Below are 14,311 nucleotides of genomic sequence, written 5' to 3'. Positions count from 1 at the left end.
AAAAACCCTGTTCTAACGAACGGGGTTTTTTGTTTTATATTACTTCGTGTTTTTTTACCGAAAAGTGCACTGAAATTTTACCGCAAAGGGCGCAAAGGTTTTTTTACTGTCTGTTTGCTGCTGTCATGTTAAGGTCGCAAAGCTTATTGTGGCGAACTTTGCGTAATCCCTTTGTGTTCTTTGCGGTCACATGACAGTTGCTGAGTCAAATTTCTTCTGAAAAATAAAAGTATGCAGTACTCCGGATTGGAATTTGGGATTTAAAAGTTGGAATTTCTTCTGAAAACCGGACTTCTTGATGATTGTAAACCGCGTTAGGGATGGGAGCGGTATCCTTTTGCGACAACCTAAACTTCTTTTTAAACCCAAAACGTCTATCGCAAAAGATAGAGCGGACAGCCCGGCCCGGAGGGAAACGCCAAGATTATTCTTTTGATAAACGATATTTTTATTATATTTTATTTTTATAAAGTGGTTGCTGTCGGTGATTAGGGGATTTTGTAAAAATGTCTTTTTAAATAAGCATTTTTAAAATTTATTAGTATCAACATCTTTAATAAATTTTATTACCCCTTTCATAAATACCTGCTGATCATCCCACATTGCTAAGTGGCTTCCGTTTGGGCAATATAAAAAGCGTCCTTTTTGAACTAATTTACTTTGTTCTTCCATGGCTTTGGGATCCATAGTATCATATTTGGCACCTATCATTAAAGTTGGAATCTCGATTTCTTTTAAGCGATTTTTTATATCCCATTTCGCTAAACGTCCACTAATTCCGAACTCGCTTGGCCCTTGCATCATAGTGTAAATCTCTCCATTTGTATGTTTAACGGCTCTATTTAAGCCATCTGGCCATTCTGCTAATCTGCATAAATGCTCTTTGTAAAAATTAGGAATCAATAGTTCCATGTAACGAGGATTAGCAAATTTTTTTTTAGCTTCCAATGCTCTGATTTCTTCAAGAATTTCTGGTTTCATTTGCTTTGCGAGCACTTCATCGGCATATTTTCCGTATTCAGGTGCGCTTGCTACCATATTTGAAACCAATAACCCTTTAAGATTCTTTTGATATTTTAATGCATATTCCATAGCCAGAATTCCACCCCATGAATTTCCTAAGACGTAAAAATTATTGTTGTCAGCTCCAATGGCTTTGCGAACTTGTTCTACCTCCTCTACAAATCGTTCAGTTATCCATAAACTACTATCTTTTGGCTGATCACTGTAGTAAGAACCTAGTTGATCATATTCGTAGAACTCAAATCCTTCACGTTGAAAGAAAGTTTCGAAACACTCCATGTATTCATGTGTCATTGCTGGACCACCATGTAACAATAGTATTTTTATTTTGGGATTATTTCCAAATCTTTTTGTCCATACCTTGAATTCTCCGACAGGCGTTTTGATAGGAATCATTTGGACACCTGCAGATTCAATGGTATTTTTTTGATTGTAAGTAAAATAATTCTGAAGAGTTTGTGATTTATTTTCTTTTTTACATGATGTAGTCAAAAGCAATATTGACAGTAGAAGGATATAACGCATATTATTAGGTTTAAGAGTGATTCGTTTTAGTTTGATTATAAACTAAATTACGAATTAAATTTAAACTATAAATTATTACTATTTTATAGTAACCCCTTTCGCTTAAAAAAAAACAGGCCCCAAATATATTTATATATTTGGGGCCTGTTTTTAAAATTTGATATTTTTGAAATAATCTATTTTTGTTCGGTAATTGTGGAGTGATTAAGTTTTATAACTCTGATTTTTTTATTTGTATTATCCGATAAAAAAATACGATCATTCATTTCTGCTACGCTAACAATACTTCCAAAAGGATTTACTCCCATAATGTCATTAGCATTAATTCTTGCAGTATAATTTTTATTCATAAACTCTTCTTTTGGATACATGCGCAGATAGTTCAAACTTCCAATATTTTCTGTTGCAATAGCCCAATTTTCACTAAAAGAAATTGCAATAGGTTTTGCATCAGAAAAAGGTGCAGTTGTCGGTTTGATTGGTTCGTCTAATGAATTTGCCGCATTAGCCTTAATATTTGCAATGTTGTAATACAAATAGCTTTTTGCATCTCTTCCTGCTACGACTAGATTTCCTGAGACTACGTCTAATGAATAGATTTGATCAAAACCGTTTAAGGTATTTAATTTGGCTATTGGTTTTAGATCCCAGTTACTATTTTCTGTTATTTGTGATGTTTCAAAAACTTTAATAGAGGTTTCCTTTTCTTTAACAAAAATTAGCCCGTCTTTTACCACAACACCAAAAACGTGTACGAAGGTATTCCACCATTGTCCATCTCCTACCGTACTAATTCCTGCATTTGTATTTTCATCAAATACAAAAAGTCTTGAATCACGACTTCCTACGTAGATTCTACCCTTATCAATAGATACAGAGGAAATTTTAGTAAGCGCAATCGTTGTTGTGCCTTTTGTGTAGTTTGAAATTGTTTTGATGTATTTTAAAGTGGTGGCATCAAAAATTTCTAATACATCACCATTACATATGTATAATTTATTGTTTGCTACAGCAATACCTTTTGGATCAAAAGCTCCAGTTCCGGTACCAATTTCGCTTGCTGTGATTGCTGTTTCATCAGTAGGATAATAATAGCTATATGTTGTACCGCTATTTTCTCCGTCAGTATCTTTACTGCAGTTGGTAAAAAGGCAAAGTAATAGTAGGATAAAAGGTACTTTATTCATACTGATTTTATTTATTAGTTCCATTTTCCTTCTCCTTTATATTTTATTAAAAATGGATTTTTTGGATCGATTGTAAAAACTGGTTTTTTATAGGTACCGGTCACATAGTTTATTTTTGTATACGTTTTGAGTATCTCAGGATCTGTAAATGGAAGATCGTTTAGATAGATCAAATACTTATAAAAGTGAGTTAACATTTCCTGTTGGCCGCCACCTTCGCCACTATTGGCTAAATTACTACTATGGCTGTAACCACTGTGATGTGAATATTCATGTGACCAAACTGACATTTCTCCCTTCCAATGCCCAGTGACGTAACCGGATTCCCATTGAGAAGCTAACGCACCGCCTCCCCAGGCAGAACCTCCACCAACCATGGCCATATTAAGTTGTCGTTTATCAATATAGGTCGTATAAGCTTGTTCAATTTGGGTTTTAGTTAAATAATCATAAACCCCATCTACATCTTCTGTATTGCCGTGCCAATTAAGTGCACCATTTATTGCAGTTCCTGCTGTTGCGGCTTGTTCTTTTTTATATCGGTCAAAATTCATAAAGGTGTCATAGTACAACGGATGACTAATGGCATATGAAAAATTAATAATCATAGTGATGGCTTCTTTCGCCAAAACCGGATTCATCGGCAAATACTTGTTTGGATCATCTGCAGGATTATTTAAATGATAGGAATCACTAAACTTAACCAAACGTGAAGATTTTATTTTTTTGAATTTTGCAAATAAGGGATCAGTTGATTCAACTGAAAATTCGATACCTCCTGAAGAAAATCCTTCAATTTTATCTATTGTAACAGGCTCTCCTGTTTCAGATAAATAATCATTTTTGTCCGTAGTTAAGGGAATTTTATGAAAAGAACGATGAAAAGCCGGGATTTTTGTAAAGGTATAAATTACAAATCGCTTATTGTAGTTAGGTAATTTAGCATAAATTTTTACATCGCTAAGTCCAACTGGAGAGTACAATGATATTTGTACTGAATCTTTTCCTTTCTGTATAACTTGTAATGGTTCATTTACTCTAAACCAGCGATCATTATTATCGTACATTTTTGAAGAACTTTCTGTATCTTCAAACATTGTCATCGGTTTATTTTCTGCAGGCAAATTTGTAGCATCAATACTCGCGGCGTAATTTGGTTTGTAGTTTACTTCATCATCTCCATCTTCGCAGCTCGTGACAAAAAAGAGGTTTGTTAATAGCAAAATGCTAACAAGCCATTTTTGGGCGTTCTTAATCATGTAGGTTAGTTTAAAATTGTTTTTTTTACTTTTTTGGGAATTATTTTCAAAAAACAAATGTCATAAAAATTCTATTAAATAAAAAATAGGCTAAAAGTTTAAAAAGACATATATTATTTATTTATGAATATTTAGATATGATAATCAAACAGATTGATTCTTGAGAATCGATACAAGGAAGTTATTCTAGGCTGAATAATTTGAGGATTTGTTTGTAAATAAACGTTTCTTATAAATAACATTTATTTAAATATTTTCTAAAAAAGTTACCAAATTTATATCCTCATTTTGAATATTAAGTTTTTTTCGTAGTCTGGCTCTGGCAACGTTCAGACTGTTATAGGATTGACGTGTAAGTGCACAAATTTCTTTAGTGGTCATATTTAATCGTAAAAAGGCGCAAATTCTCTTTTCATTTAGGGTTAAATCGGGATATTTAGTATTTAAGCGCTCATAAAAGTCGTTATAAACCTGGCTGAAACGAACTTCAAATTCTTTCCAAATATCGTCGTCCTGAGCATTTTTAATGTCAACAATTATTTTTTGGATGATGTCCTGATCGGTTCTTTTCATTTGTTTTTTCAATTCCATCAAACGGCTTGAAATTTCAGAATTGAATTCGTTCTTTTTTAAGAGATACATGATATTGGTTGTTAGCTCTTTATTTTTAAATTCTAATTCTCTTTTTAAGTTGTCTTCTCTTAAAGAAAGATCTTTATTGCTCAGCTCAGCGCTTTCTTTGGCTAATTGTTGAATTTTTGCCTTCGATTCCTGCAGTCGATACATAATGATTGCAATGATAATTCCTAAAATCAAAACGATTGCAATAATCGAATAAACTAGTTCTCTATGATTTTGAGCAATTTTTGCAGATTGGCTTTCTTTATCAAACTTATATTGCATTTCGGCTCGAGTAATTTTTTTCTGGTTTTCTTTATTAAAAAGACTGTCGTTTAAAGATTTGAAGGCAACATGATAGTTGTAAGCACTTTTGTAATCTCCTTTTCCGGCCATTACAAGGCTGAGTTCATCTAAAACAGATGCCCTTGAAGAAGATGAATTAGCCTGTCGGCAGTATTTAAGACTTGTAAGCAGATATTCTGTTGCTTTATCAAATTGTTTTTTTTCTTTATAAAGCCTTCCCAAATGATAATTAGATTTACATAGTCCAAATATATTGTTCTCTTTTTTTCTTAAATTAAGAGCTTCTATAAAAATAGCTTCAGCAAGATCATAGCGTTTTCCTTTGAGATATATGATTCCCATATTAGAATAAACAGAAGAGAGATTTTCATTATCCTTTGCCTTTTTACTGTGGGTTGAAGCCTGCATGAAATATTCAAGAGCAAGATCTTCTTTATGCTGATTGTCATAAATGATACCAATATTATTAAGTATCTTACCTTTAATCAGGTTGACTTTTATGGAATCCTTTATAATGTTTTGATCTAATAAACTTTTGACTTGATTGAATCTTACAAGTGCTTTATCAAAGTCTCCCTGAAAAAAATAAACTAAAGCGATGCTATTATAGACTCTAACGATATCTTGTTGTGGCGGATAGAGTTCATAAAATTTGAGCGCTTTTAGTTGGTATTCGAGGCATACATCAATATTACCTTTTAGAAGGTTTGCATTTCCTATATTGGAGTATACCCGGGCTAATAGAGTATCTGTAATTTTTTTTTCAAAAGTTAATGCCTTTTTATAATAGAACAAGGCAGAATCTAAATCTCTTTTTTCAAATAAATGCCCGGTTTTAATAAGTAAGGCAACTTTTTTATCAGGATCAGAAGTTTTTTGATATTGAAGTTTTAAACGATCGGTATTTTGTGAAAATACTATCTCACAAAAAAATATAAAAAAACCGATATAGATATGTAAATACTTCAATTCAAAATAATTTTGTCGCTAAACTATGAATAATTTTTGAGTTTTAACCGTGTCAGTTCAGTGATTTATAAAATTCATATTAGAAAAACTTAACGGTTGTAAATTCAGGTTACAAAGAAGTTAAGCAAGTCAGTTTAAAAATTATCAAGAGCTAAAACTGAGAAAACAGATAGTTTAAAAATGTTATTGTTTTTTGATTTTAAAAAGCCTCTTTTTTATTAAATATTTCAATTCCAATATTAAATTTCAACAGTATTTAAGTCCAGTTTTAGAATTAAATATGCGAATAATTTAAGCTTGTAATGTTTTGAAAATAAAGCATTTGTTGTTTTTTGTTATATAAATGTAATCATCATTTCTGCACTATATATATAATGTAACTATTCTTTCAAACCTATCTAATCGAATTTTCCATATTCTTGCTCAGAGACCAGTTAATCCTTTGTCTTAATTACACTATTTATATGCTTTAAGATTAAGAAGAAAGCTATAGATAATTATTGGCAATTGCATTATACAATTATTAATTAACCCAAAAAACAACTTAATGACAAATTATTACAAAAGAGGAAATCGATTATTATGGTTTTTTATTTTTTCGCTTTGGTCAGTTTTTTCCTTCGGTCAGCAAGCGACTTTTAAGGAAGGCGTCAAACAAGGTTCTGTGAAAATTAAATTCTCAGAACAGTTAGCCCCGACTTTGAAGAAAATGAATGTTAGTACAGGGAAAAAACTTTCTACAGGAATTCAGGCTTTTGATAAAGTTTCTGCAAATGTAGGGGCAAAAAAAATGCGTAGGCTATTTCCGGAAAATCCTAATCCGAGATTAGAAGCAAAATTACGTAAACACAAACTTGATTTGTGGTATATTGTTGATATTGACGTTAACCAAAGCGTTAAAGATGCAGTTCAAAAATATAAAGGACTTGCTGAAATTGAGACAGCTGAAACAGAGAAACAAAAAGTACTGTCGGATTATAATTTTACATCAATTAAAATTATTCCTAAGAAGAAAACAGCGGCTGCGGCCTCTTATTTTAATGACCCAAGTTTGCCAGATCAATGGCACTATAACAATACGGGACAAAGTGGATATCCAGATGGTTCTGATATTAATTTATTTAAAGCTTGGGATGTTGTTAAAGGAAATCCAAATATTATTGTTTCGATTCACGATCAAGGAGTTGATATTGAACATCCTGATTTAAAGGCAAACATTTGGACCAATTTAGCAGAGCTGAATGGAGTTGCTGGTGTTGATGATGATGGTAATGGTTATACAGATGATATTCATGGATGGAATTTTGATAAAAATAGTGGAGCTATTGAAGCGCAGCCACACGGAACTCACGTAGCTGGTACAATTGCCGCTGTAAACAACAATGGTATTGGTGTTTGTGGAGTTGCTGGAGGTAGCGGTAATAATGACGGTACTAGAGTAATGTCAACTCAAACTTTAGGAGGTGGAAGCTTTGAAGAGAGTTATGTTTATGCAGCAAATAACGGTTCTGTTATTTCTCAAAACAGTTGGGGATATACAAGTCCAGGAAATTTTGATGAATCAATAAAAGATGCAATAGATTATTTTATTGCAGAGGCTGGAGATTTTCCAAATAGCCCAATGAAAGGGGGTATTGTAATTTTTGCCGCAGGAAATAGCAACTCAGATGGAGATTGGTATCCTGGCCATTATGAAAATACTCTGTGTGTAAGTTCTATTGGACCTAACTGGGAAAGAGCAAGTTATTCCAATTATGGTACTTGGGTTGATATTGCGGCTCCGGGAGGAGAGACTGATCTTGGTGCTAAAAATGGAGTTTTAAGTACGTTGCCAAAGAATCAATACGGTTTTTATCAGGGAACGTCGATGGCTTGTCCGCACGTTTCTGGTATTGCGGCATTGGCTTTAGCCAATAGAAAAAGCCAATTAACCCCAGAAGTTTTAAGAACGAAACTTATAACCGGTGTGGTTGATATTGACAGTCATAATCCAGACTATGCAGGAAAATTAGGTTCTGGTCATATTGATGCATTTTTGGCAATTCAAAATAATGCAGGTGTTGCTCCAAATGCTATTACAGATTTGGCCTTAAAAGGAATTGCGCAGGAATTTGCCAATTTATCATGGACTGTTCCAGCAGACACAGATGATAAGCAACCTGTTGATTTTCGTATTTATTACAGTACTTCGCCTATAACAAAAAGTAATATTGGGTCGGCGCAATATGATATTATTAAAAATACGGCTCTACCGGGAGAAACAATAACACATTCTGTTAACGGACTTTTGGGACTTACTCACTATTATTTTACCGTGATTTCTGGAGACAGATGGAATAATTTATCTGAATTTTCGAATACTATTGAAGGAACAACAAATGATGGCCCAAAAATAAATGTTGATGATAACAGTAAAGACATCGTAATTGATGTTGATGCCAGTACTTCTTTTAAAGGGGCTCATGAAATGACAATCTTAAACAATGGAGAAGGTGTATTGAGATGGGAGTTTTCAGCTCGTCATAAAGAAACCTCGCTTTCATACTCTGCAAAAAATATAAAATATCCTTCTGCGAAAGCAACAAAAACGGTAGCTGCAGGTAAAGTAGGTAGAAAAAAGTTGCATGCTGCTGCATCATCTAAAGATGCAACTGCTAAAGCATCTGAATTTACTCCGCAGGATAAAGGTTATTGTGATTGGCCTACAGATCTTATTGGAGATACGGATGTTAGTATACCAAACTCCGCTGCTACAAAATATGTTGTCAGCGAAACGGATGGTTTCAACCTGACACAAATTGTGACTTACTTACAAGTTGATCCGGCATTAGGACCTGTGGTTTTTGAAGTTTATAAAGGAACTCAACTTAAGAAAGAAAATCTGATTTATGCGCAGGAATATACACCGTGGAGTGCCGGTCAAAGTTCTGTTTATTTGAAATTAGACGAACAATTGTATTTTCAGCAGGGAGAAACTTTTTGGGTGGTGATGCATGTTCCTGCAGGAAATCTATATCCTTTAGCTATTGGTTATGAAACTGCGGCAGAAGGATCTGATAATTGCTTCATATCGTTTGATGTTGGACAAACTTGGGGACCTCTAAGTGTAGCTCTTGATAGTAATGATTTTGCCTGGTTCAGCATTGCGAGTAGCCAAAATAAATACTTAGGAGAATATTTGTCTTTAGATCCTACAAGTGGAGAATTAAACGGAAATACTACGCAAAAAGCAAATCTTTCAGCAGATGCATCAAATTTGATAAATGGTACTTATCATGCAAATGCTATTTTAAAATCTAATGATGGAACCAATAGAGAGTTAAGAGTTCCGGTAACTGTTAATGTGTCTGGTCAGCAGGCAGCTCTTAAATCGGTTGAAAAACTGGACTTTGCAAGTGTTTTTAAAGGGACTTCTAAAGAAATGGAATTCGCAGTAAAAAACATAGGACTAGGTAATTTCAATGATATTGCTGTAAATATCTCTAATCCAAATTTTGAGCTTATCAGTTCAGCTCCATATCAAATTGCTGCAGATAGTGAAGTGCTGTTGAAAGTAAAATATACACCAAATGCTATTGGAAACGATAATGGATTTTTAACGTTGAGTTCAACTAGCAGTGCTAAAACATTAAGAGTTATTTTATTCGGAGTTAGTTCTGAACCTGCAAAAATTGTAGTTGAACCAATGACGCAATTAATTGATAATGTTGCATTAGGAGATCAGGTTACGGCTTCGGTTACCGTTAAAAACGAAGGTCAGGCGGCATTGAAATACTTTATTCCAACTTATGATCAATCTGGAACAAGCGATACTTGGGAAGGCGGTTACCATAAATACGGATATAAATACCGTACAAATTATGCTTCAGAAACGACTCCATTAACTTATGAATATCAAGATATTTCTGGATCGGGAACTGATATCACAAATTATTTCAAGGCAGAGGCTGACAGGTATTATCCTGTTGAAATGGGATTTGATTTTCCTTACTATGCTGAAAAAATGAAAAAACTTTTTATCAGTTATAGAGGTTTTACAACATTTGATGATTCCGTTAGACCAGTAAATGCTCCGGATTTAGATGGTGCGCCTTATTCGCCAAAAGGATATATTTCTCCTTTAGGAACTTTTGTTGAATTGGCTGCTGGAGGTGCTGTTTATTATAAAGTAGACCCAGATAAAGTGATTGTTCAATATACCAATCTTTCTGATGGATATTCTGGAACACTAACTGCGCAAATGGTTTTATTTGCAGATGGTAATATTCGTTTTTATTACGACAATATTACTCTTTCTGAGCAAGATATTGCTTACTTAAATATCTTGATCGAAGATTATGCACAGACTGATGGTATTTTAATTAACAATTATTCGCATCCAACAAAAATTTATAGTGGATTGGCTTTAGGTTTTGATTATCCTGGTCCAAACATGATTACATCTATCAGTAATGCTGGCGGAATTTTATTGCCTGGGGAATCGGCTAAAATGGATGTTGTTATGGAAACGGCTGCTTTGCACGAAGGGACCATCAACAGATATTTGAATATTGTATCTACAGATCCATTAAATGCACAAATAAATCCTTTAATTCAGATTAATATCACAAGTGGTGGTAAAGCTGAATTGGCTGTGTCTCACACAGAGATTAATTATGGCGATGTATTTCAAGGTGCTATTGCATTAAGAAAATTCAGCATTAAAAATAATGGTACAGCAGCTGTAACTTTAACAGGTTTTGCTTTAGACAATAATAAGTTTCAGGTAACAGGAGAAACAACTGCAACAATTGCGCCTGGACTTAGTAAAGTATACGAAGTCACTATGCCGACAGACGTTGTTGCTGATTTAGCAGATGTACTACGTATTACAGATAGTAAAGGAGAAACTTATACTATTACACTTTCTGGAAAAGTATTAGATCCTCCTGGGATTAATGTTACGGATTTAGATCCACTAACCACGACTTTACAACACGGTCAAACTGCCAAATTTCCTTTAAAAATAGAAAATACAGGTATAGCTGATCTTGAAGTAGTAGCAACGGGCACAAATTGGCTTACTGCATCAGTACCAGTAACTACTTCATCGACTATTCCGAATTATACTTATAATTATGAAATGTTTAATGACGGAACAAACTATCAATGGATTGATATCCGTAAAACAGGAACTCAGCTTCCGTTAGCTGATGATATATTTGATGCTGAACAATATTGGCATAAAATGACGTTGCCTTGGCCAATTAATTTTTATGGAAAAGATTATACGGATATTCAAATTGGGACTACCGGATTGTTAACATTTGATACACCAGATGCTAGTGCTGCAATGAATGATATGATTCCGACAGATTTGTTTAAAACTCTTATCGCTCCATATTGGACGTTTGGTGCATTTGATACAACAACATATCCGGCAGATGAAGTAGGTGTTTTCTATTACAGCGATGCTGAAAAGATTATTATTTCATGGGAGTATTTTTCAAATTTCTTTGGAGGATTGGGAGATCCAACTTCAGCTGAAGTTATCTTTTACAAAAATGGAACGATGAAGTTTCAATATAAAGTAAATGGAACTTTAGATCAAACTACTAATCTTACTGCTATTGGACTTCAAAATGGTGATCATTCCGATTTTGTAGCCATATCAAATTATGCAAATGTAAATCACGGAACAGGTCTAGCTTATGTAATTAACCCAGCAGAAAAACTAGTAATTCCGGCAGGAACTACTTTAAATGCTCAGATTGATATTGACGCTCGTAATATATATAGTGGAGAATATTCATCTAAATTTAAATTACGCACTAATGTTCCAGGCAAGGAATGGCTTGAAAAACCAATTAACTTAACTGTTACTGGAGCACCAATTATTACTTCAAATATAGAAGAAATAAATTATGGCGAAATAATGGTTAATACTGCTGCGAGCTATACTAAAGAATTTTTAGTTCAAAATACAGGTGCTGAAAAACTTACTATATCTAATATTTCTATAGAAAGTGGTTCTACTGAATATACAGTTGAAACCTATGCATTTTTTGAAGATTGGTTTGGTGGAGGTTACTGGAGCTGGGCAAATATAAATGACCTTGCTGGGAATTACCCTTCAATATTACCAGGCGAAAATTCTAAATTCAGAATTACGTATGCTCCAACGGCAGCTGGTTCTGTAAGTGATAATGTTGTAATTGAAAGCAATGCAACAGTAGCACAAATGAAACTTCCAATAAAAGCAGAGGTCATATTACCTCCGGCTTTAGCGGTGCAAAGTGAGGCAGTTAACAGTGTGGTTAATTATTTGACAGACACAGATACACAATTTGCAACTTTCGATAATAGCAATGGTGGTGGTACTTTAAAATATGAATTGAGTATTGACTATTTAAGAAAAGCTGCAACTGGAGTTACTTCACGTTCGGAAGTAATGGTAAAAAAAGCAAAAACAGCCAAAGTATCTTCTATAGTAAGATCTTCTCCTGCTCCTAAAGGAGGAACTGTAGCATACGCCGATCCTAGTTTTAATAGAGTTTTAGCTCACGAAGAAAACACGGCTGCAGATACCCATTTTGGTTATGATGGTGCAGAACCTTTCACAGCAGCAACGCGATTTAATGCTGGGAAAGATGGATTTACATTGTCGCATTTTCAAACCTTTATGTTTGGTATGGATAAACCATCAGGAACTCTTACTTATGAAATACGTGCAGGTGGTTCTTCTGTTGCAGAAGCAACAATAATAGCTCAGGGTTCTGTTGATTATGTCTATGAAGGTGGAAAAACGGGAGCGTGGGTAACATTACCTATTAAAGAGCCTAAAGGACTTTATCCAAATGAAGATTTTTATGTTGTAATCACTTATCCTTATGAATTGCCTTTTGTACAAGGTGCAGTTGCCAATATTACAAACACGCCTGGTAGATATACACTAGTTGATGGTGAAGGTAATTGGTATGATTTGCAAGATGCTGATTTATATCCTGGTTACGGCTGGATGGTTAGAGCAGGAGAAGAGAAATATACTTCAAATGCCTGGGTTGCCATGAATGGAATTGCAAGTGGAGAAGTTGCTCCTGGCGGAAAAAAAGAAGTTCAATTAGACTTTACAGCTGCCAATGGAGTTCGCGGAGATCAACATGCGGTTTTAAAAGTTAGAACCAATGATCCTGTAAATACAGTGGGCCAGATTCCGGTTAACCTACATATTAATGAAGCTCCTGTTTTCTCTAATGTTCCTGTAGAAGTTACTGTTGTAAACGAAGCTTCTGAAGTCGTGGTGAACATTGGCTTGACCGATAAAGAAAACAATGTAATTACAGTTGTATCTCCAAATGCGCCAACATGGGCAACATTTGAAGTGATTGCAGGAGAAATTGCAATAAAATTGGCTCCGGGTTACGAAACTGCAGGAACATACACATTGAATTATGCTGCTACTGATGAACTTGGTGCAGCAACAGAAATGTCTTTAGAAGTTAAGGTTTTGAAAACCAATAGAGCTCCAGTAGCTATTAATGCAGAAGATTTAGTGTACTCTAAATTGAACTATTTTGATGTGAGACAATTTGCTGATTACTTTACTGATCCAGATAATGATAAAATGACATTTAATGCAACCGTAGCAAACGAAAGCATTGTATCTGTAACAATAGGTCAGGAATTGGGTCAATTCGTAATTGAAACACATACTGCGGGTGAAACAATATTAACCTTGACAGCGACAGACATTTTTGGATTAAGTACTGTACAGCAAATAAAAGTTACAGTTGTAAATAATAAAGCTCCTTTAGCACTTGGTGCACAATCAATTATATTTAACAGATTGTCTGTTCAGGAAGCCTTTACTTTTGATAAATACTTCAAAGATCCAGATGGAGATGCGTTGACTTTTCAAGCAAGTATGGTAGATTCTTCAGTTGCATCAGTAGTAATGACTGCGGATGGATTTACAGTTGAAAGTCTTTCTAACGGAGAAACAGAATTAATATTGACAGCAACAGATGTTTATGGAGCTAGTGTTGAGCAACGTGTAACGGTTATTGTAAATCAATCAGAAGTTATGGAGCTTAACATATTTCCTAATCCGGTTGTAAATGCAATAAATATCAAATGGACAAGCCGCTGGGCAGGAGATGTTGTTGTAGAAGTAGTAGCCTTCAACGGTTCAACGGTTCGCAAGTTTACTGTTGCGGATGTACAGCTTCAAACCTATAGTCAGTTTGACTTGAGTGCGTTACCACCAGGAGCTTATTTCTTAAATGTGAGCGGAAAGGAAGGTACATCTTCAGTATTCAAATTTATAAAGAGGTAAAGGAGTAAAAATAAGATGAATTGAAAAATGCTTAGCGGTACAATCTTAAGTTTTAGAGATTCTACATCATTACAAACAATCAGGATTGTATCGCAAGCATATTGTAGTTT

The 14,311-nt window shown here is 34.3% G+C and carries 5 protein-coding genes; 1 reads left to right on the top strand and 4 read right to left on the bottom strand.

Going from position 1 to position 14,311, the window contains the following annotated elements; translation table 11 throughout:
- Positions 1-528 precede the first annotated feature (528 nt).
- The 4 genes from IRZ99_RS13620 to IRZ99_RS13605 all read right to left on the bottom strand — a co-directional run bounded on the left by IRZ99_RS13620 (position 529) and on the right by IRZ99_RS13605 (position 5,887).
- The gene (locus IRZ99_RS13620; RefSeq protein ID WP_194657782.1) at positions 529-1,548 is read right to left on the bottom strand and encodes a proline iminopeptidase-family hydrolase; all 1,020 of its coding nucleotides are present in this window, start codon (positions 1,546-1,548) and stop codon (positions 529-531) included.
- Positions 1,549-1,724: 176 nt separating this feature from the next.
- A complete protein-coding gene (locus IRZ99_RS13615) occupies positions 1,725-2,759 on the bottom strand; it encodes a hypothetical protein (RefSeq protein ID WP_194657781.1) in 1,035 nt (344 codons plus the stop codon).
- The gene (locus IRZ99_RS13610) at positions 2,750-3,994 is read right to left on the bottom strand and encodes a hypothetical protein (RefSeq protein ID WP_194657780.1); all 1,245 of its coding nucleotides are present in this window, start codon (positions 3,992-3,994) and stop codon (positions 2,750-2,752) included. Before IRZ99_RS13610 ends, IRZ99_RS13615 begins: the two co-directional genes overlap by 10 nt.
- A 246-nt stretch (positions 3,995-4,240) precedes the next feature.
- Positions 4,241-5,887, bottom strand: a complete 1,647-nt coding sequence (locus tag IRZ99_RS13605) for a tetratricopeptide repeat protein (RefSeq protein WP_194657779.1) — start codon at positions 5,885-5,887, stop codon at positions 4,241-4,243.
- A gap of 547 nt (positions 5,888-6,434) precedes the next feature.
- On the opposite strand from IRZ99_RS13605, the gene IRZ99_RS13600 reads away from it, so the two are divergent.
- Complete coding sequence (locus IRZ99_RS13600; RefSeq protein ID WP_194657778.1) at positions 6,435-14,201, top strand: S8 family serine peptidase; 7,767 nt, start codon at positions 6,435-6,437, stop codon at positions 14,199-14,201.
- Positions 14,202-14,311: the final 110 nt, after the last annotated feature.

The organism is Flavobacterium sp. LC2016-12, from assembly GCF_015351595.1.
GTDB lineage: Bacteria > Bacteroidota > Bacteroidia > Flavobacteriales > Flavobacteriaceae > Flavobacterium.
The sequence above is the reverse complement of the archived record's forward strand: the minus strand, read 5'-3'. Positions and strand labels throughout refer to the sequence as shown.

Bases quoted from the DNA above. Each gene is read 5' to 3' on its own strand.
- IRZ99_RS13620 (WP_194657782.1), bottom strand. From the start codon at position 1,548: ATGCGTTATATCCTTCTACTGTCAATATTGCTTTTGACTACATCATGT.
- IRZ99_RS13615 (WP_194657781.1), bottom strand. From the start codon at position 2,759: ATGGAACTAATAAATAAAATCAGTATGAATAAAGTACCTTTTATCCTA.
- IRZ99_RS13610 (WP_194657780.1), bottom strand. From the start codon at position 3,994: ATGATTAAGAACGCCCAAAAATGGCTTGTTAGCATTTTGCTATTAACA.
- IRZ99_RS13600 (WP_194657778.1), top strand. From the start codon at position 6,435: ATGACAAATTATTACAAAAGAGGAAATCGATTATTATGGTTTTTTATT.